The following is a 20,067-nucleotide window of genomic DNA, read 5'->3' as shown; positions in this document are numbered from 1 at the left end:
TATAAAACCACTTCGTAGGTTTCTTGGAGGGCCTTGACAAAGGGCTGAAGAGTGCGATAAGGGGATGAGCTGGGAAACCAGCGCCCAGAAATAACGCCAATCCGACGCGGGTTTGGTTGATTGCGAACGGTAATATGCTGGGTGACAAGTTCTCGAATTTTGGCATTTAGCTTCGCCTTGAAGAGACTCTCCCCTTCCCCATCAATGTAGGTGGCGCTAAAGTTCATGTGGTGAAATTCCACTAGCAGCTCCAAGCGATTATCAAAGGCCGCCATTAAATCTTTGAGTCGCTGTTTGGTATGGACATTGGCACATAAGCCGGCATAGTGGGTAAAGGAATAGCAGTACCACAGGCTGGCGAGGCGGGGGGATAAATCAAAGAACTGTTGGATGGGGTATTGACGACGATTGCGGGGGGAGTAGAGGGTAAGTAGTTTGACAAAGTTGTTGGGTTGTTGTTCTAGTAAACGTAGCCAAGGATCGGTGGTGCGGAAGTTGGAAATAGCCACCAGATTGGCAATGGTGCCATTTAGTTTCAAGAACTCGGGCACATGGCGATCGCTCAGGATGTAATCTGGCTGAGTAAAGAGGTACAGAAAGTGTTTCACAAAGGCATTGATGGCGTAGTGCTGCTGGGGGGCTAACTGGAGGTAGGTCACTTGCTCAAAATGATGCAGCAGTTGCAACAGTGTCTCAGATAGCGCCTCCCACTGCTGTTGGCGGTAGAGCTCAAGAAGGGTGTGGGGGTGGAATTGCCATTGCCCTTCTGAGGTTGTTTCAGTAGGTGAGAGACTCATTTTTCCCTTGGTTCCTGCAGTCTCCCTCATTGTAGGAAATAGGGCGTCTAAACCAAAATATGCGCGGGCGATCGCCGGTCAAAGGAGCCCGTTCGACAGCTGGGGCGAGGGGAACGGCCATTTAATGGCTCAAGGTGCAGCCGATAACCGACATTGCGCACGGTTTGAATCAAGCGCGGCTGCTGCGGATCCACTTCAATTTTCTTACGCAAAGATAAGATATGCGTATCCACAGTGCGGGGGTTGTCAATGCTCTCTGGCCAAGCTCGCCGCAGCAACTCCTGACGACTCAAAGGCGTGCCCCCCATTTGGGTGAGAACATAGAGTAGGCTAAATTCTTGCGGTGTCAAATCCACTGGCACATTGCGAACCACCACTCGTCGCTGCACTAAGTCCACCTGTAACTCACCCAAGTTCAGGACACTGGGTAAACAGGGGCGTGCTCGCCGTGCCAAGGCCTCAACTCGGGCAAGAAATTCCTGCATCCCAAAGGGCTTGGCCAAGTAATCATCGGCGCCCGCCCGCAGCGCTGTCACCACATCCGCTTCATCCTCGCGGGCAGAAAGAACTAAAATTAAAACAGTACTTTGATGGTGAAGCCAGCGGCAGAGTTCCAAACCATTGCCCTGATTCAAGTCCAGATCGAGAACAACCAAATCGGGATGTCGCAGTTGAAATACCTCCTGCCCCTGTTGACAACCACTGGCAAGATGAACGATGTGCCCCACTTGCTGTAGGTGCCAGCCAAGGAGGGAACGCAGGTGGGGGTTACTTTCAATAATTTCAACGTGCATCAACATGAAGACATCCCCACAACAACAGCGGAGTAAAGATTTCCGGGAGAATTGGGAAGAAGAGGCAACAGAATGGCAATGCCTAAGTGAATTGGGTGCTAATTTAGCAAATTTAATCCCAATGATTTCGTAACGACTAATACTTTAGGGTTTTTTCTTGTTCCTGTAATAGAAAATTCTTACTCTGGCTCTAGTGACAAAATGAAGTGGGGTTTCTAAACAAGCGGTATGGCAGTGCCCATTCTCAACCTTTTAGCGGCTGATGGTTCACGACAGCAAATTCAACTGGGGCGCGATCGCCTGATCATTGGTACTGACCCCCAAAGCCAAGTGATTCTCGTCGGTGAGGGGATTTCCCGCCACCATGCCTTGATTATTCCCACGGAGACGGGTTATCAAGTGGCGGATCTCGGAAGCGCCAGCGGCACTTTTTTGAATGGCACGAAGCTGCGGCCACGCACCCCTGTGGCTCTAAAGGCGGGCGATCGCCTACAAATCGGTGACTTTGAAGCCATTTTTGATCCCGATGGCATGGTGACAACGGAACTGCCGGGCACGGTGGTGATGGGGGCTGCCAGTACGCCGATTTTGCAGGTGGCGACACCCCACTGGTTGCAGGAGTTTCCGCTGCTGAAGGAGGAACTGATTCTCGGTCGAGATCCGAAGGCGGACATTACCATTGACCATCCCTTTGTCTCCTTTCACCATGCCAAGCTGGTGCGATCAGGAGATCACTACAAAATCATTGACTTGGGCAGCAAGAATGGCCTTCACTGGCGCGGCACAACAATTAGCGAACACACCTTGACACCGGGGGATGTGATCCATGTGGGCGAATCTCTGCGCCTCACGTATTTGTTGATGCCCGCCACGGAGGTCGTGGAGCAAACGCGACCCCTCCAACTGCGCGATCGCCAGCAGATTCGGATTGGCCGTGACCCCAGTAACGATATGGTGCTGGATCATCCGGTCGTCTCGCGATTTCATGCCCGCCTCTACCTTCAGGAAGGACAGTGGTACATTGTCGATCTCGACTCTGCCAACGGTACTTTCATCAACAACCGGCGCCTTGAACCCCGCAAACCAGTGCCCTTACCCACGGGTGCTTTGGTGCGGATTGGCCCCTATAGTTCGCTGTTTACCCCCGATGAAACCATTGTTCCCCACAACGACAGTGGTAATCTGCGCCTCGATGCCATCCACGTCAGCAAAACCACGGCCAAGGGGGCGAAACTTCTGCAAGATATTTCCCTTTCAATTTTACCCCGCGAGTTTGTCGCGATTGTGGGCGGCAGTGGTGCCGGTAAATCCACGCTCCTCGATGCCCTCAATGGCTTTCGTCCTGCTACGGGGGGTACGGTACTCGTCAACGGCTATGATCTGTACCGCTACTTTGGCAGCTATCGCACCCAGATTGGCTATGTGCCTCAGGATGACATTATTCACAGCGAGCTAACGGTGGCTCAGGCCTTGGACTATGCGGCACGACTGCGCTTACCCGCTGATTTTAGCGATCAAGAGCGAGAGGAACAGGTGAACCGCGTCCTTGCGGAATTGGAGTTAACATCTCGCCGTAATGTACTGGTGAAACAACTGAGTGGCGGTCAGCGCAAACGAGTATCCATGGGTGTGGAATTGCTCACCCGCCCCAGTTTATTTTTCTTGGATGAGGCCACTTCTGGCTTGGATCCGGGCACGGAAACTCAAATGATGCGGCTGTTGCGCCAGTTGGCAGATCAGGGGCGAACGATTCTACTCATTACCCACGCCACTAAGAACGTGATGCTCTGCGATTTGGTGGTGTTTTTGGCACGGGGCGGCCATCTTGCCTATTTTGGGCCACCGGATCAAGCCCTCAGCTATTTTGATGTCCAAGATTTTGATGAAATTTACCTCAAAATTGAGAGCGAACCCAATCCAGCTGTATGGCAGCAGCGCTATCGCCAGTCCCATCTGTATCAAACCTATGTGGTGGAGCGGCAGCGTCCCCTCAATGTGGATACGGGGGCAACCCGACAAGTCCAACCCCAGCGTCAAAAAGCAATGATTCCCCAAGTGGCACCGTGGCGGCAGTGGTGGGTTCTCACCCAGCGAAACTTGGCCATTTTGCGACAGGATCGGGCGGCACTCATTCTCATGCTCTCCCTGGCGCCGATTTTGGGAGCCTTGGATTTTGTCCTCTGGAAGCCAACGATTCTCGATCCGGATCAGGGGGATGCGGGGCAGGCATTTACGATGGCCTTTGTCACTGTGCTGATTGCGGTGATGGTGGGCAGCCTAGCGACGATGCGCGAAATTGTGAAGGAACTGGAGATCTATCGCCGGGAGCGGATGGTGGGGTTGGGGCTGTGGCCCTATATTTTCTCCAAGCTTGGCCCAGCGGTGGTGCTGGCCCTGTACCAAGCAGTCGTTTTTTTGGCGGTGAAGTTTTTGGCGATCGATCTGAGCCTTGGTCTTGGGGCGATCGCTGGGTTGCATTTAACGCTTTTTCTGGCCACCTTTGGTGGCATGGTGATGGGGTTACTGGTCTCTGCCCTCTCGCCGACTCAAACTGTGGCTCCCTTGTTAACGATCCTCTTTTTGGTGCCGCAGATTACATTTGCTGGAGCGATTATTCCCCTGAAAGATCTAGGGGGCGTGGGCAATCTGATCAGTGATGTGACGTTGACCCGCTGGAGTTATGCCAATGTGGTGTCCCTCTTCGGCTTTGGTCAGGATGTGGCACGGGATGCCTGCTGGCAGCAATCAAAATCTGAACGGGAGAAACTCAGTCCTGAAGCCCTAGAACAGTGTCCGTGCTTTGACGATAACCTCTTTCTACGTTGCCGCTTTCCCGGCGTGCGCAAGGAGTACCACCCTGCTGTGGATGAACCCGAACCCCCACAACCTCCGGAACCGGGTGATCCACCGCCACTGCCCAATTCGGTCTTAGGGTTTGATCAGGCCTATCGCGATCGCGTCGAGGAATACAATCAGCGGGTCAAAGACTATCAGACGGCCATGGATCGCTGGCAAGACCAATTCGCCCTCTGGAAAGAGCAGCGGGGGCGGGCGATCGCCAGCGGTGAAGCCCTCATTGATCGCTTTTGGAGTCTTCAAGGGCACACGTTCAACGCCAATGTCACCGCCAATAACCTGCGCTTAGGGGGCATTATTGCCCTCATGCTGGGACTAGTGGGGGTCTTTCAAAAACGCAAGGATGTTCTTTAGGCTCCAGCGATGCAGCTACCGTTTCAGCAGCCGATGGGTCACGAGGCCTAACACCTAAGACATTAGGCTGCTAAGTGGGCAAAGGCTCGGCTCACTGCCCCCAAGGCCATATCAATCTCGGCAGCACTGACAATGAGCGGAGGGACAAAGCGCACCACCTTCGGCCCCGCTGGCACCAGCAATAGCCCTTCAGCCAGGGCAGCTTTGACGACCTCAGCAGCGGTGAGGGGGGTGTCGGGTTGCAGTTCCAGACCGTTGATCAGTCCCCAGCCGCGCACCTCAGCAATGAGTTGGGGATAGGCTGCTGCCAGTTCACGTAGTCCTGTTCGCAGTTGCTGCCCGCGATCGCGCACATTTTCGAGGAGATTCTCTTTTTCAAGGGTTTCACAAACCGTGAGCGCTGCTGCCGTGGCCAAGGGGTTACCGCCAAAGGTACTGGCATGATCCCCCGGCTGAAAGACGGCACAAAACTCCTTGGCAATCATGGCACCAATGGGAACGCCCCCAGCAAGGCCTTTGGCGGAGGTGAAAATATCGGGTTCGACACCGAGGGTTTCATAGCCCCACAGGGATCCCGTGCGACCAATGCCCACTTGCACTTCATCGAAAATCAGGAGGATGCCTTTTTCGGTACAGAGTTGGCGTACCTGCTCAAAGTAGGGGCGATCGCCGGGACGGACTCCCCCTTCCCCCTGCAAAGGTTCCAAGAGAATCGCTGCCACTTGCGGTTCCGGTTGATCCAAGGTGGCCACGAGGGCTTCTAGGGCAGCCAAGTCGTTGTAGGGCACATAGGCAAAGCCGGGCACTAAGGGGTCAAAGTGTTTTTGGTATTTCGGTTGCCCTGTAGCGGTAATCGTGGCGAGGGTGCGTCCGTGGAAGCTAGCCTGTGCGGTAATGATGATCGGGTTGGCAATGTGGCGAACGGTATGGGCATACTTACGGGCCAGTTTAATGGCGGCTTCGTTGGCCTCAGCCCCGGAATTGCAGAAAAAGACGCGATCGCCACAGGAGTGAGCCACCAACCACTGCGCCAGTGCCCCCTGTTGGGGAATGTAATACAGATTTGAGACGTGGTGCAGAGTTTGCATTTGGCGGCTGACCGTCTCCACCAAAGCCGGATGGGCATGACCGAGGGTACAGGTGGCAATTCCCGCCACAAAATCCAGATAGCTACGGCCTTGATCATCCCAAACACGGCAGCCCTCACCGCGCACAAGCGTAATGGGAAAGCGGCCATAGGTGGTCATCACCACTTGGTCAAAGGCATCGGTACTGAAGGACGTTGGGGGAGCAGCAACCATTGACTCTGGACTCAAAGCAAAAACTTCCTGCTATCTTAGCATCTCCCCCTCGCTGTGGCAGGGTAGTTACGGGTCACTCTAGGATTAGTGCTTATTGACCCCCAAGGATGGCTTCAGTACACTACACCTAGTATTCAGCCATTGAGTCTTGCCCCTATGGTGCAAAATCCTCCCCGTCCTCAAACCAGCTTCCCCGCTACGGCTCCCACAGCCTATCCCGTGTTTTACCGCACCTACAGCCGCCAAAATGAAGCAGGCGAGCGGGAGAGTTGGCAACAGGTGTGCGATCGCACCCTGCAAGGACTACAGGAAGTGGGACACCTCACCGCTGCAGAAGTTGCCCTTCTCCGCGAAATGCAGCAGGACTTGAAGGCACTACCCTCTGGCCGTTGGTTGTGGGTGGGAGGAACCGATTGGGTGCGCCAGCCCGAGAACTTTTCCGGTGCCTACAACTGCACCAGCACCAATGTCGTGGATTGGGATTCCTTTGGCCTGATGATGGACTTGGCCATGCAGGGCTGTGGCACAGGGGCAGTCCTAGAGCCAAAATACATCTCCCAGTTGGCGCCGATTTGCAATTACCTTGCGGTGACTGTCATTGGTCAAATTGGTCAAACTCCTAAGGAAGCGCGTCAAGAGCAAACAACCGTAATCCTCACGGGTCAGACCTGCCGGATCAAAGTGGGGGATAGCCGCCAAGGGTGGGTAAAGTCCTATCAAACGCTTCTTGAGCTCGCCAGCAACCCCCAACTCGGTGGTTCAGTTCAGGTGACAATTGACATTAGTGATGTGCGTCCCACGGGTGAGCGGCTCAAGGGGTTTGGGGGGGTTGCCAATCCAGTAAAACTGCCAGACCTCTACCATCGCTGCGCGGCACTGTTGAATGCGGCGGTGGGTCGCCAGTTGACCTCTGTGGAGTGCTGTCTGCTGATTGATGAGGCAGCCGTCGTCGTTGTTGCTGGCAATGTGAGGCGATCGGCGGGTATGCGTCAGGGCGCAAGTGAGGATGAAGCTTTTGCCCAAGCCAAGCAAAATCTTTGGCAGCAGGATGATCAAGGCAATTGGCGAATTGATCCCAAGCGGGATGCTCTGCGGATGGCCAACCATACCCGTGTCTTTCACACTAAGCCTAGTCTGGAAGAATGCATCAATGCGGTGCGCAGTCAGTTCTATTCAGGGGAAGGTGCCATTCAATGGGCAGGGGAAGCGATCGCCCGTGCCAATGCCGATCTGCTGACCACAGCAGATCTCAGGCAGGCCTTTCTCCGTGCCTATGAAAATCAACAGGGGGAAGCCTTTTTGCGGCAACTGTTGCCCACCATTGATCAGCGGGAGCTTTCCCACCGCTTGGGTCGTTATGGCCTCAATCCCTGTGGTGAAATTCTCGGCAGTGATTTCCACTGCAACCTTGCGGAAATTCACCTGAATCAAATTGATCCAGCGGATACGATCACACAGGAAAAAGCCTTCAGAGCTGGTGCGCTCTCAGTGGCAGCACTGCTGAACCATCGTTTTGTTGTCGACCGCTATCAATACTCCCGCGCCATTGATCCCATTGTTGGCGTCAGTTTTACGGGGCTATTTGACTTCTGCGTTCATGCCTTTGGTGTGCCTTGGCTGGAATGGTGGGCAGCGGGACGACCCAATACAACCCAAGGGCGTGAATTCAAAGCCCAAGAGGCAGCCTTCCTGCAACGCTGGCGGCAAATTGTCCATGAGACCGTCTGGGAGTATTGCGATCGCCATGGCCTCAAGCGCCCCAATCGCTGTACCACCGTCCAACCCTCCGGTACCAAATCCCTACTGACGGGTGCCTCCCCCGGCTGGCATCCCCCCAAAGCCCAACGGTTTATCCGGCGAATTACGTTCCGCAAGGGCGACCCAGTGGCCATGGCCTGCTACGACTTTGGCTACAATATTATTCCCTCCCAGTCTGATAAGGATGAGACAGGGAAACTTCTGGATGATCCCTTTGATCCACGGTGCACCGAATGGCTAGTGGAAATTCCCGTTGCCGTCTCTTGGGCAGATCTGCCGGGGGCGGACACGATTGATATTAGCCAATTTTCTGCTTTGGCACAGTTTGACTTTTATATGCAGGTGCAGCAGCACTACACCACCCACAACACCAGTGCCACCATTGAGCTACGGGAACCTGAAGTCGAACCCCTTGCCACGGCAATTTACACGGCGATTCAGCAGGATCAAGGGTATATCTCTGCGGCACTCTTGGCACGCTTTGATGCCCATGAAGCGTTCCCACGTCTGCCCTTTGAACCCATTAGCAAAGAACGGTACGAGCAGGAAGTTGCTGCGGTTGCTCGGCGCAGGCGAGTCGATGATTTCCATGAAGCCCTCGCTCGCTATACCCAACCGCTCATGGAAGCAGGACCTGCGGGCTGTGACTCCGATAAATGTCTAATGTCCTAAGAAAAGGGGGCAAATTCGCCCCTCTATTTGGGCAACTTTGTAAACCAGTTCTTCTTGGCGCGATCGAGTTGGCCTTGGACGACGCCTGAGACCATACTAAAGTCTGCCCCAGAAATATCGGCACCGGTAAAGTTGGCTCCCGAGATCGAGGCATCCTGCAATTTTGCCCCCTTCAAATTTGCCCGCTCAAAGTTGGCTTGCACCAGATAAGCACCGCAGAGATTGGCATCACTGAGGTTGGCTCCCTGAAGATTGGCTTCCCGCAAGACTGCATTGGTGAGGATGCAGCCCTTCAAATCGGCATTGGTAAAATTGGCGTTGGCAAAGTTGGCACCCGACAGATCCGCATTGCGGAGGACAACGTTGGAAAGATCCACATCCACAAAATCCCGTTCGCCCCGTTTGTAGGCTGTGAGCACCTGGACTGCTGTCATCCGTGGTGTGACCTTGGCGCGTAGGTGTTGACCCGGGCCAGTTCCAACCACTGGCGGACCTCCCAATCCTGTCCTTGTCATCCGTGATTGGCGCACTCGAGCCGCTTGGGCATTTTGGCTCACCGATGAGGCATAGCTGGAGCGTTTGGTTACGCCTGGTACAGGGGGGTGGCCTTGACTGGGTGGAGCTGAGAGGGCATTACTGAGATCGTCCTCCTCTGCGGCAACGCTAGGGGCAGCCACAGCAGTGGCTTGTTTGGACTCGAGGAGTTGCAGATCCCTTAGGACATCCATCGCGCTTTGGTAGCGGTTTTTAACGGCATCCTCCAGCATTTTGTCGAGGAGAGCGGCAAACTCAGGGGAGATATTTTTGACGTACCGCTTCCAATGCCATTCCCCTGTGCGCGGATCCCGTTCAATCTCCTTGGGTGATTTACCAGTGAGGAGATAGACACAGGTGACACCCAGGGCGTAAATATCGCTGGCATAGATGGGACGCATGGCCATTTGCTCTGGCGGGGCATACATCGGTGTTCCCACAGCAAAGCTAGTGAATGTAGAGAGTTCTGGGGCATTTTCCACCATCGCTTGGGTGACTTTGTCTTTGACTGCACCAAAATCAATGAGCACTAGCTTGTTGTCAATATCACGACGGATCAAGTTGGCAGGCTTAATGTCACGGTGGATCACACCATTTTTGTGTAGGTAATCCAGGATAGGCAGCACTTCTTGCAAAACCTGCTTCACCTCTTCTTCGCTTTTGGAGCCAAAACGTTTCACTTCCTGTTGGAGAGTAAGGCCACCGACATATTCTTGGATTAAGTAGAATTCATCCCCATTTTCAAAATAACCCAGGAGACGAGGTAGTTGAGGGTGGTTGCCAACCTTGCCGAGGGTGGTCGCCTCCCGCAAAAAGAGTTCCCGCGCCATAGCCAAGATATGAGGTGCAGTGGCAGCTGGCCGCAATTGTTTAATCACACAGCTGGGGTTGCCGGGCAGTTTTGTATCCACGGCCAAAAAAGTGGTACCAAACCCTCCCCGCCCCAGCACTTTAATTGCCATGTATTGATCATTCAGCAAAAGTTTGCTGCCACAGGCTTGGCAAACGTCTAAACCATCAGGATTGTCTGGCTTGACACAGTTCGGATTTAGGCAGTAACTCATAAGCAGCCAAGAAGATGAACAGTACGTTCAACAGGGGGGAGGGAAGGGGGATAGGGTGACCTGTTTTCAAGTCAAAGCTCACAGGAATGTGCCCCCGCCGCTAGCATGGTTCAGTAGTTTTCACAGGACGACTCCGTACTTTTACGATACTCTTTTTTCTTTGCCTCACCCTATCCGTGAAATTACGGAAGTTTGACAAAAAGCTCACAGCCCTTTCCTAAAATATGCGATGCATAAGTGAGGAAGCGACAGTAGCTTTGACTGTTTTAAGGGTTTCCCAACCTTGTGAAAAGAGCCTTCGGTATGATACAAGGGTAGCACTTCATCATCCCTGCTGTGGCTTTGGCTATGACTTCCCTTGTGACAACTGATTCTAAAAAGTCCCTGGGCGATCGCCAGCAGGTTTTGAAATGGCTGACGGAGAATGTGCCGGCACCCCGACTCCAACATATCCTGCGGGTAGAAACAATGGCGGCAGAGCTAGCCCTACACCACGGCTTGGATGTGGATCGCGCTGCTTGGGCTGGGTTACTCCATGATTTGGCGAAATATTTTCCCCCAGAGCGGTTGTTAAGTATGGCACGGGAGGCGGGGCTACCCATTACAGAGGTAGATGAAGCAGATCCCCACTTGCTCCATGCCGATGTCAGTGCCTTGGTGGCGCGGCAGCAATTGGGTGTCACTGATGAGCAGGTTTTAGCAGCCGTCGCCAATCACACCTTGGGTCAGCCGGGAATGGATGCCTTGAGTTGTGTCGTGTTTCTCGCGGATAGCTTGGAGCCGGGGCGGGGTCAGACGGTGGAGCTAGAGGAATTGCGTAAGGTGGCTCACCAAAATTTACAGGAGGCGGTGTGGCGGGTGTGCGATCGCACGCTGTTGTGGCTGATTGATCAGCACCGCTTAATTCACCCCCGCATGATCCTGACCCGCAACTGGGCGATGCAGGTGGCACCAGCAAAACCGAAAAAGAGCGAAAAGAAAGGCACCGCCAAGGTTTAGAGGCCTTGCTATCCTAGAAACCAGGTTTGATCTCGGAGTTGCGTTATGACCACCGCTTCAGCAAGGGCTGTTCCCGGTGTTTTCTCAGGTGAATTCGTTCAGGAAACGCTCGCTTTGACCCGTCGCCTGTTTATCCAACTGCAACGGCGCCCTTCAACACTGGTGGCGGGGGTGGTACAACCCTTGATTTGGTTGATCCTCTTTGGTGCCCTCTTCCAGAATGTGCCGCAGGGTCTCTTTGGCGAGAGTACCAATTATGGTCAGTTTCTCTGCGCCGGCATTATTGTCTTTACCGCCTTTAGTGGTGCCCTGAATGCGGGGTTGCCGGTGATGTTTGACCGTGAGTTTGGCTTTTTGAATCGGCTGTTGGTGGCACCCTTGGCCTCGCGGTTTTCGATTGTTCTCGCTTCGGCGTTGTTTATTACTACCCTCAGTTTGATTCAGGTGGTGGCGATCGCCAGCTTGGGGGTGCTCCTAGGAACGGGGCTACCGAATTTGGCAGGCATTGGGGTCGTTTTGGCCACGGTGCTGATTTTGGTCTTTGGGGTGACAGCTTTGAGCTTGGGCCTTACCTTTGCCTTGCCGGGGCACATTGAGCTATTGGCCGTTATTTTTGTGATCAACCTGCCGTTGCTCTTTGCCAGTACTGCTTTGGTGCCCCTGTCGTTTATGCCCCGCTGGTTGCAGTGGATTGCCAGCCTCAACCCCCTCAGTTTGGCTATTGAACCGATTCGCTATGTCTATCTGCATCCCGATTGGCGGTTGAGCGATGTGGTGATGGCGGCTCCTTGGGGGTCACTGAGCTTAGGTGCTGCCCTATTGATTCTCTTGGCTGTTGCCCTGGGGATGAGCCTACTGATCCAACCCCTATTACGGCGGCGTTTGGCCTAGACCACCCGCAGCGTGAAGCCTTGGGTACACCACTCCCGCACATCCAAGCAAAACTCATTCCCCTCCGGTTCACTGCTAAGATCGGCTAGCAAGCTGAGAACCAAGGCCAGACTATCCTCACCAGAAATTAGCAATGGCTCTGAATGGCTAGGGTGGCTGCTCAGTTGACTAAAACGAGTCAGCGGGCGGTGGCTGCTGATGATAAAGACCTTCAGCCATTGGCAAGGGCGATTCAGTGTCCACGTATAAAGGGGAATATTCAAGCCTGGGGCAACCACCAACTGCCACGACTGCGTTTGCAGCGGCAGGAGGAGAATGCCCTGACTGCTATCCCAGGCAAAGGCGACAATGTTGAGAGGGCGATCGCTGTAGTTGTAGAGGCTCCAGCGGCAAGTATCCCCCTTGGCCAAGGTGAGGGGCATATCTAAATTTGTGGCTGGCAGGTTGGTGCTCAGGACATCCGGCAGGGGATTGGGGCTGCGGGGTGGGGATTGGCGGCTCAAGAGTTTTGCCGTTGGTGATAGTTGCTCAAGAGTTGTACACACGGCCACCTGACTGGAGGTGGGATTGAGCGTTAGCGTTAGCCATTTCTGCGCCAGTAGGGCATTGAGCAGGGGGGTCAAGCGACGGATGCCGGCTTTGGCAGCTTCATTGGTGCCACTACAACTGTGTTGGAGCAGCGTTCCCACCGGCCACTCCAGCCCATAGCTGCCCACCGTTTCACTCTTGGTGAGCACCACATCCGGCAGGGGGTCACTGCTGTTAAGGACAGCAACTTTTTCTTCATTGGTCAGGGCATTGATGGCATCTACGCGCTCAATTTTGCTGAGCTTGGTGTCGAGGGCCACGTGCAGATGGAGATTTTTCCCTAAACGCCGCTGTTGCTCGTAGAGGCGATCGCCCACTTGCAGAGGCTGACTGCTGACCCCTTGCGCCATCAGGCCATTAAAACTCGCGATGTTGACGACGGTGGCGCCATCGGCAGTGCTCCAGCGACTGTGGGGATGACAATGGGCTAATAGCCAAGGACTGAGGCCGCCACACCAAACCTGAAGGGCGCGATCGCGACCTGTACTTTGCACCACACCATCAAAGCCGTGGGATAGGGGAACATTCCTCGGCAATCCATCGCTGACTAGATGAATTTCTGCCCCAGTTTGCCAGCGCAGTTCATCGGCGGCGTACATCAGGCTCGTCGCCAAGGGGCGATCGCCCCCCAAAGCTGCTAGATAATGGCTAAAACTAGCAGTAAAGAGTCCCATAGGAACGCCATTCAGATGCGTTTCTACCCCCAAATCTGCCCAGAGCAGATGATCCTTGGGAACTTGGCCTGTGCTACGGGTCTCTACAGGCTGCAACGGAACAAATCGCCAGCGCAACATCTCCCCCTCAATGGGTGGCGGGCTAAAGCGGCTGTCGAGCCATACCTGTACCCTTTTGATACGCAGTAATTCAGCAAGCGGTAAGATGCCCTCACCTGCTGTTGTGGCATTGGCGAAAACCAGTGCTGGTTGTTGCTGCCAGAGGGTGCCGTAGCCACTAAAGTAAACCAACAGGGTCTGACCAGAGTGCTCCAGCACCCCTAGGGTTTCTTGGACCGCATCGAGGGTTGCCGCCTGTTCCGTCAGGAGTGTAATGTCACTGTCCGCTAGCCCCCAGCCATCTAACAATAGGTTTTTCACCAGCTCAACATCCATCAGGCAACCGGTCAAAGGGGGCACACCTGCCAACTGGGGATAGTGGTTAATGCCAATCAGGAGTGCTCGCCACGGACGAAGAGAGTCTGCCAAGGAGCCGCCTGCCGTTTGCCAAACCCACGGCATCAGTGTCAGTGCCGCAGCACCGTACAAAAAAGAACGACGGCTTAACCTCATGCCTTACCTCCCAACAGGCCCATCCTCAGGTTCGAGCACAGGCACGACAACACTTATGAATTAGGACTAATTCTATTCTCAAAGGTTGTGGACGCAATTCAGCGCACAGCGAGCACAAAACCTCAATTTTCCTAGGAGGCTTCCCCCCGCACAATGAAGCAGACGCGCTGGCCAATGGTTGTCGCATGATCACCAATGTGCTCTAGGTGTGGATAGCGCAGCAGCGTTTGACCGGCACGGCCAATTTCAAGGGCATAATCACCGATCCGCTCTAGATCGCGGCAGAGGTGCGAGAGCATGACTAAAAATCGGAGATCCTCGGCCACAGGGGCTTGTAATGTCAGCAGGGCGATCGCCTCACGATTGAGTTCTTGGGCGCTGCGGTCAATGTCCCGCTCCCTTTGAATCAACTGCTCGACACTGAGGAGATGTCGCTCAATTAAGACACCATAAGCCAACTGACAAGCACTTTCCACCAGTGTCTCCAGTCGCAGCAAGTCACTGCGCAGACGTTGTAATTGCCGTTCAAATTGCTCCACCGCAACGCGTCCACCATGACTCCCTAGCTGAACGCCTATCGCCAAGGGGGACACCAGCCGTTATTGGCAGTAAGGAACTTCATGCCACCTACGCGATCGCCTTTCCCAAAGGGCTAGAGTCGACAGGCAATACCCCAGAGCAGGTCACAGAACGCCTCTGTCGCCAAGGGGTGGAGGCAGCCCATGTGCAGGCAAGTGCCTCAATTGCGACCTAGGAGGAATTCACGTCGCGTTCATGAGCAAACGGCGAGCAGTTGCAATCAACACCGGTACAAACCCATGAGCCGCCTCAAGCGCTGAGGCTAAAATTGCCGCATCTTCAACGTATTCATGCACCATTTGATTGCGCAGCTTACGCATATCTATCCACGCTTGGGCATCGAGGATCAGACCCAGTTTTTCGGCCCGATCCAGATTCTGGGCAAACGTTGTAGTGCGCTCGCCGTGCACAGCCAAATAGGTCGGCAATAGCTTATCGCCAACGGTATCTTGGAGGCGACTAAAGCGGCAGACAAAGGCATCCACGCGCTCGGCCAAATCTTCATCCTCAGCCAATTGACGAGCACGCTCTGGTGTAAAAGGCTGGTCAAACAAACGTCGGTCAGTGGCTTCCAATCGCAGAATTTCCCGCTCTGCCAACTGGGAGAGATACTGCCAGCGGGCAGTAAGTCGTGAATCCAGAATCACAGAAGAATTCCCTCTTGACGGGCAACCTCGTGGATAGGCAAGCGGAGGAGATTGGGTGCTGCTAAAACCACATCAACATTGCGCTCATCCAAAAAGCGGCTGATTCGGCCAGCAAGGCGGGCAGCCAGTAGAGCAGGCGATGCGACTGGATAGGGCAGTTCTACGAGTAGATCGACATCACCACCCCGCAGGTCATCATAGATACGAGAACCAAAAAGGCGAACAGTGGCTTCTTCGCCCGCCAATTCCCTGATAATAGAGCGAATGCCAGTCACTTGTTTAGATGTTAAGCGCATGCGATCGCCCGCTCATTCCTCTATTAGATTCATCTTAAGTCGAGACTGCGCCTGAGTAACATTGAGGTTAATCAAGTCTTAAACGAGGGGATTGTTTATCCTAAAACTGCAGTCATCTCAGTAGGAGACCTTCATGGCTCGCCCGCTTCTGCTCACAATCACAGAAAGCTCTGAAGAACTGCAACGCCGCCTACAGCCGTTTTCTATTCGGTTCAATATCTTGACATGACGGGACTCTGTGGCAGAGCCAGACTACGTGTTCTTCTTGTCATCCTTATGAAAACGGCTGTCCAGCAGGAACGCTTGCAGATGCTCTACTGGCTGAATCCACCGCCGTCCCAAATGGCCCTATTCCTCCATCGCAACCCGTCCACCATGACTCGCTGGCTCAACGCCTATCGCCAAGGGGGACCCCAGCAGTGATGGTACCGTTGTGGGAGCACAGCGGGTTTAACAGCTATAAAGCTATTGTGCAGTGGCTGCGATAGTTCTCAACACGAGAGTCGCTGGGGACTGCTCACCCTCACGGGACGGCGGGTGACGTTGCCGGGCGTCAAGCCTTTGACGGGAGAACACGTTTTTCAGGTCGATAGCTGTAAGCTGTATTGTCACCAATGACGGCGGGAGTGACTCGTTCTTTAACGGGCTAGTCGTTCATTACACAGCCTTTATTCAGGCTATCTTCAAATTGAACTGGTCTAACAGCTACACCCAACGTCAACCTCGTGAGTAATATTAGCTTTGCTCCAGATGCTACTCATTATGCTCTCGATAAATCATCCTCTCGCTAACTTGCCAGTTTTTCCTTTAGGAGATATTCAGCATCCAGAAGTGTTGAATCCTGCAAAAAAAACTTAACATTCTAAGCCATACGTAGCTCTGGCTGACCGTCGAAGTTCCAGTGCACTATCGAACACCGCCAATTCAGTTATAGTGGTACAGTGGTAAATATTGCCACTTATCTAACAGCGTCCTCTTTCTCCTTAACGCCTGAATTCTCTAGCCGATAAAACAGCACTCTCGTGCTTCTCAAACTGGGGTCTAGGACATAGGTCAGCTAGAGTTAGAGTTAAAAGAGGAGTTGAGAGTCTAGGACAGATATAGTGACAGGAGCTAAGTCACTTGAAAATAGATTTGACAATAGATGCAAAAGATGCTAACATGCGTAAATAGTTTGTCATAGATACAAGAGAGCAAAGTGGCATTATCTTAGATATTTTTTGATTGATACTCGATTAAAGAATTAATAAGCTATGAATTGCAACTCACCAATCCTTTTTCTTGTTTTTAATCGTCCCCATACTACACAACGAGTCTTTGAAGTGATTCGTCAAGCTCGTCCATCTAGACTATATGTAGCTGCCGATGGCCCTAGAGCTCATCGAAAGGGAGAAGTTGAAAAGGTTAGACAAGTAAGGGAAATTGCGACACAGGTTGATTGGCCCTGTGAGGTCAAGACTCTCTTTCGGGAGAAGAACTTGGGATGCAAGGTTGCGGTCAGTAGTGCTATCAGTTGGTTTTTTGAGCATGAAGAACAGGGACTTATCCTGGAAGATGATTGTCTACCTCATCCTGATTATTTTAGATTCTGTGATGAATTGCTTAATTACTATGCTAACGATAATTGCGTGTGGGTGATTACAGGAAATAATTTTCAGGATGGTCAGGTTCGAGGTGATGGTTCCTATTACTTCTCCAAGTATAGTCATTGTTGGGGATGGGCTTCGTGGCGGCGTGCTTGGAAAAAATATGACGTTGATATGTCTTTTTGGCCAGTGTGGAAGAAGTCAGCCGATTGGCGGAAGAAAACGCCTAATTCCGTTGAACGGATGTACTGGGAGAGGCTTTTTGATCAAACGTATCTAGGCAAAATTGACACTTGGGATTATCAATGGATAGCAACTGTTTGGTACTATGGAGTTCTAACAGCTACACCCAACGTCAACCTCGTGAGTAATATTGGCTTTGGTCCAGATGCTACTCATACGCTCTCGATAAATCATCCTCTCGCTAACTTGCCAGTTTTTTCTTTAGGAGATATTCAGCATCCTAAGGAAGTAGCTGTTAATGTAGATGCTGATCTCTACGCTTTTAATCGGATTTTTTGTAGTAGTAAACTTATGCGCTTTAAAATTAAATTGTATCACTTACTTAAAAAAGTAATACAAAGTTTTTACATTGGAGAAACTATATGAATCTATTAAAAGCCAAATCGCCTTTGACTTGCAACTTTAATACAATCAATCTGCGAAAAATATCTACTACCCAAATCTCTAATCAATGGAAGAAGGTATTTTATATTACTTTATCTAATGAATTCAACAAAACGGAAGATTTGCGCTGGCAAGAGGGCTATTATCCCCATAATCGTCCTGCTGATGAAAGGGGATTTGATCTTAATCGCTGGACGTGGGAGCGCAAGCGAAAATATTGGCAAAAGCCTATAACCTCGTTGCACTTAGTTGCTGGCTTGGCGAGTGTGTCCAAAAAGTGCTCTGATGGGAGACTGGCCTATTAGCGTCATTCCCAACCCAATTGATGTTGAACAATGGCAACCCCACGATAAAAAGCAAATGCGTCAGGAGTTGGACATACCTATTGTCCTCTTTGGGGCAATGAGGGGTGGCAAGGATCCTCGTAAAGGATTTGATTTGCTCAAGGAAGCTTAGGCTACCTGAAAGGGAAAGACCAACTCTTGCAACTAGTGGTTTTTGGCGAAGCTCAGCCTCGTAAGAAAGAAGATTTAGGATTTCCAGTGAAATACACGGGGCACATTACAGATGAAAACTATTTTTGTCAGTTCTACAGTGCAGCCGATGTGATGATTGTTCCCTCACAGCAAGATAATTTACCGAATACAGCTATTGAAGCAATTGCTTGTGGCACATCTGTTGTCGCTTTTAACGTTGGTGGTTTACGTGACATTGTAGCTTACGAAAAGAATGGCTACCTTGCTCAGGCTTTTGATTCCCAAGATTTAGCACGCGGTATTCAGTGGGTTTTAGAAGATGTGCAGCGTCATGCCCAACTCTGTGCCCAAGCTCGTGCTGATGCGGTGAGAAAATTTGCCTATCCTGTGGTGACTAAGCAATACCTTGCGGTTTATGAGGAAGTTCTGGAGCGTCATCGTCAACAACCGTCGCCTGTACGGTAGCGACTAGCGATCGCCCCAAGGCTTCAAGGTGATATCCCCCCTCCAAACCAATAACAATGCGGCGAGTGATCTGTAAGCAATGGTACATCATCCAGCCATAGTCAGCCTCTTCGAGTTCAATGCTGCCAAGGGGATCGTCGCGGTGGGCATCATACCCCGCACTGATGATCAGTAAATCTGGGCTAAATTGCTGCAAGAAGGGCATAACGTGATCTTGAAATGCGGCGCGATAGGCCGCTCCAGTGGAACCTGTGGGCATGGGTATGTTGAGGACGTTGTTGTAGTGCCCGCGATCGCCCCCATCGCCTGTATAGGGATAGGCGGGAAACTCATGGAGCGAACAATAAGCGATCTGAGGATGATCTTGGACTAGGGCTTGAGTACCATTGCCGTGGTGGACATCCCAATCGAGAATGGCTACTCGTGTTATCCCTGGCAGACTGAGGGCATAATGGCTAGAGATCGCCCCATTGGCCAATAGACAAAAGCCCATTCCCCGTTCCCGTAAGGCATGGTGGCCGGGGGGACGCGCCAAGACAAAAATGGGTTGCTGCCGCTGTACGGCCAAATCCACCCCATCTAGCCAAGCCTGTACCGCTAACCGTGCCACCCGATCGCTCTGCCCATTGAGGTAAGTATCCGGATCGAGCCAGCCGCCCCCCTCTGCCCCAATGCGTCTCAGTTGCTCTAAGTACACCCGACTATGTACTTTTTCCAACCAAGGGGTTAAGCCTTCTCCGACAGGCGTGGGTTCGCGCCACTCTGCTGCTGGAAATGCCGCTTGCAAATGCCGACAAATGGCTAACAGGCGTTCGGGTCGCTCAAAGTGAAACTGGCGACAATGATGTTCGAGAAAGCGATCGCTATAGATAAAGACAGGGGAAAACATAATTTGACCCACATGCCTTATTGGCAAGAGCTTGACACTGCTGTTGCGTCCACGCATAGAAATCGATATTGTAGAGCGCGAAGCTATTCATGGTCTATCTTTGCCCTTATCATTGGTACCCTAGTCATTCATATGACCTCCCCTAACCAACAAGATACTATCTTTGTCAATCAAGAGGCTGATGCTTGGTTTGAACGTAATGCCGAGTTTGCAACGACACCCATCTCATCGGAGCATCGGGTGCTTCAAGCCCTGAAACGAATAACTCTACCGCAACAGGGCGTTTTACTCGATGTGGGAGGTGCTTCGGGCAAGGTAGCCGCAGGCTTTCAGCGGGAGTATCCCGAATGGCGGTGTTGTGTTGTTGAACCCTCTGGTAAGGCGATCGCCACAGGCCGAGTAGCGTTTCCCCAGATTGAGTTTTGCCAAGGGAGCATTACGCAGCCTGAAGGATTACCTTGGACTGGTGTCGATGTTGTCATTGTTTCGGGAGTATTTTGTTGGGTCGATCGCTCTCTATTGAGCCGTGCTGTCTGCAATATTGACCTAGCACTCAAGGATAGTGGCTTTTTACTGATTTCTGACTTCGATTCTCCTTTCCTGCGAGC

18 protein-coding genes and 1 pseudogene are annotated in these 20,067 nt (G+C 52.5%); 10 read left to right on the top strand and 9 right to left on the bottom strand.

All coding sequences use genetic code 11. The features are described from left to right. Together IGQ15_RS10810 and IGQ15_RS10805 are read right to left on the bottom strand one after the other, a co-directional pair. Nucleotides 1-797 (bottom strand): annotated as a pseudogene (locus tag IGQ15_RS10810) (hypothetical protein); the annotation flags it as partial. A 47-nt stretch (nucleotides 798-844) separates the two neighbouring features. Beyond that, nucleotides 845-1,597, bottom strand: coding sequence for a response regulator transcription factor (locus tag IGQ15_RS10805; protein WP_297051646.1), 753 nt, complete (start codon nucleotides 1,595-1,597; stop codon nucleotides 845-847). Between the two features lie 222 nt (nucleotides 1,598-1,819). Here IGQ15_RS10805 and IGQ15_RS10800 point away from each other — a divergent pair, with 222 nt between their 5' ends. Beyond that, complete coding sequence (locus IGQ15_RS10800) at nucleotides 1,820-4,801, top strand: FHA domain-containing protein (protein WP_297051644.1); 2,982 nt, start codon at nucleotides 1,820-1,822, stop codon at nucleotides 4,799-4,801. Between the two features lie 62 nt (nucleotides 4,802-4,863). Here IGQ15_RS10800 and IGQ15_RS10795 read toward each other — a convergent pair whose 3' ends face one another. Then, on the bottom strand, nucleotides 4,864-6,102 hold the full coding sequence (locus IGQ15_RS10795) for an aspartate aminotransferase family protein (protein WP_297051642.1): 1,239 nt from the start codon (nucleotides 6,100-6,102) through the stop codon (nucleotides 4,864-4,866). A 156-nt stretch (nucleotides 6,103-6,258) separates the two neighbouring features. Between IGQ15_RS10795 and nrdJ the strand changes: the two genes are divergently transcribed. Beyond that, nucleotides 6,259-8,532, top strand: a complete 2,274-nt coding sequence (gene nrdJ, locus IGQ15_RS10790; protein WP_297051641.1) for a ribonucleoside-triphosphate reductase, adenosylcobalamin-dependent — start codon at nucleotides 6,259-6,261, stop codon at nucleotides 8,530-8,532. Nucleotides 8,533-8,555: 23 nt separating this feature from the next. On the opposite strand, the gene IGQ15_RS10785 is transcribed toward nrdJ, so the two are convergent. Next, the gene (locus IGQ15_RS10785; protein ID WP_297051639.1) at nucleotides 8,556-10,130 is read right to left on the bottom strand and encodes a serine/threonine-protein kinase; all 1,575 of its coding nucleotides are present in this window, start codon (nucleotides 10,128-10,130) and stop codon (nucleotides 8,556-8,558) included. 348 nt (nucleotides 10,131-10,478) lie between these two features. Here IGQ15_RS10785 and yqeK point away from each other — a divergent pair, with 348 nt between their 5' ends. Together yqeK and IGQ15_RS10775 are read left to right on the top strand one after the other, a co-directional pair. After that, nucleotides 10,479-11,129, top strand: a complete 651-nt coding sequence (yqeK, locus tag IGQ15_RS10780) for a bis(5'-nucleosyl)-tetraphosphatase (symmetrical) YqeK (RefSeq protein ID WP_363315850.1) — start codon at nucleotides 10,479-10,481, stop codon at nucleotides 11,127-11,129. A 45-nt stretch (nucleotides 11,130-11,174) separates the two neighbouring features. Continuing rightward, entirely contained in the window at nucleotides 11,175-12,020 is an 846-nt protein-coding gene (locus IGQ15_RS10775; RefSeq protein WP_297051635.1) for an ABC transporter permease, read from the top strand. Here the strand turns inward: IGQ15_RS10775 and IGQ15_RS10770 are convergent. Further along, nucleotides 12,017-13,894 (bottom strand): caspase family protein, encoded by a 1,878-nt coding sequence (locus tag IGQ15_RS10770; RefSeq protein WP_297051633.1) that lies wholly within the window; start codon nucleotides 13,892-13,894, stop codon nucleotides 12,017-12,019. The two genes, IGQ15_RS10775 and IGQ15_RS10770, sit on opposite strands and share 4 nt — an antisense overlap. Nucleotides 13,895-14,025: 131 nt before the next feature. Continuing rightward, the gene (locus IGQ15_RS10765) at nucleotides 14,026-14,370 is read right to left on the bottom strand and encodes a PhoU domain-containing protein (protein ID WP_297051631.1); all 345 of its coding nucleotides are present in this window, start codon (nucleotides 14,368-14,370) and stop codon (nucleotides 14,026-14,028) included. Nucleotides 14,371-14,372: 2 nt separating this feature from the next. Here IGQ15_RS10765 and IGQ15_RS10760 point away from each other — a divergent pair, with 2 nt between their 5' ends. Beyond that, complete coding sequence (locus tag IGQ15_RS10760; RefSeq protein ID WP_297051629.1) at nucleotides 14,373-14,648, top strand: hypothetical protein; 276 nt, start codon at nucleotides 14,373-14,375, stop codon at nucleotides 14,646-14,648. A gap of 7 nt (nucleotides 14,649-14,655) precedes the next feature. On the opposite strand, the gene IGQ15_RS10755 is transcribed toward IGQ15_RS10760, so the two are convergent. Continuing rightward, nucleotides 14,656-15,120: a hypothetical protein gene (locus IGQ15_RS10755; RefSeq protein WP_297051627.1), complete on the bottom strand. Its 465-nt coding sequence runs from the start codon at nucleotides 15,118-15,120 to the stop codon at nucleotides 14,656-14,658. Next, a complete protein-coding gene (locus IGQ15_RS10750) occupies nucleotides 15,117-15,416 on the bottom strand; it encodes a nucleotidyltransferase domain-containing protein (protein ID WP_297051625.1) in 300 nt (99 codons plus the stop codon). Before IGQ15_RS10750 ends, IGQ15_RS10755 begins: the two co-directional genes overlap by 4 nt. Before the next feature lie 276 nt (nucleotides 15,417-15,692). Between IGQ15_RS10750 and IGQ15_RS10745 the strand changes: the two genes are divergently transcribed. The 4 genes from IGQ15_RS10745 (at nucleotide 15,693) to IGQ15_RS10730 (ending at nucleotide 18,570) form a co-directional block, all read left to right on the top strand. Continuing rightward, entirely contained in the window at nucleotides 15,693-15,839 is a 147-nt protein-coding gene (locus IGQ15_RS10745; protein WP_297051624.1) for a hypothetical protein, read from the top strand. A gap of 899 nt (nucleotides 15,840-16,738) precedes the next feature. Then, the gene (locus IGQ15_RS10740) at nucleotides 16,739-17,611 is read left to right on the top strand and encodes a glycosyltransferase family 2 protein (RefSeq protein WP_297051622.1); all 873 of its coding nucleotides are present in this window, start codon (nucleotides 16,739-16,741) and stop codon (nucleotides 17,609-17,611) included. A 303-nt stretch (nucleotides 17,612-17,914) separates the two neighbouring features. Continuing rightward, complete coding sequence (locus IGQ15_RS10735) at nucleotides 17,915-18,085, top strand: hypothetical protein (RefSeq protein WP_297051620.1); 171 nt, start codon at nucleotides 17,915-17,917, stop codon at nucleotides 18,083-18,085. Between the two features lie 26 nt (nucleotides 18,086-18,111). Continuing rightward, on the top strand, nucleotides 18,112-18,570 hold the full coding sequence (locus IGQ15_RS10730; RefSeq protein ID WP_363315848.1) for a glycosyltransferase: 459 nt from the start codon (nucleotides 18,112-18,114) through the stop codon (nucleotides 18,568-18,570). Here the strand turns inward: IGQ15_RS10730 and IGQ15_RS10725 are convergent. After that, entirely contained in the window at nucleotides 18,500-19,459 is a 960-nt protein-coding gene (locus IGQ15_RS10725) for a histone deacetylase (protein WP_297051618.1), read from the bottom strand. The genes IGQ15_RS10730 and IGQ15_RS10725 overlap by 71 nt on opposite strands. Nucleotides 19,460-19,591: 132 nt before the next feature. Here IGQ15_RS10725 and IGQ15_RS10720 point away from each other — a divergent pair. Further along, the coding region (locus IGQ15_RS10720) for a methyltransferase domain-containing protein (RefSeq protein WP_297051616.1) at nucleotides 19,592-20,067 on the top strand (476 nt) is incomplete at its 3' end.

Source organism: Thermosynechococcus sp. M98_K2018_005, assembly GCF_015295825.1.
Classification (GTDB): Bacteria; Cyanobacteriota; Cyanobacteriia; order Thermosynechococcales; family Thermosynechococcaceae; genus Thermosynechococcus.
This window is presented reverse-complemented; position numbering and strand designations above follow the sequence as displayed.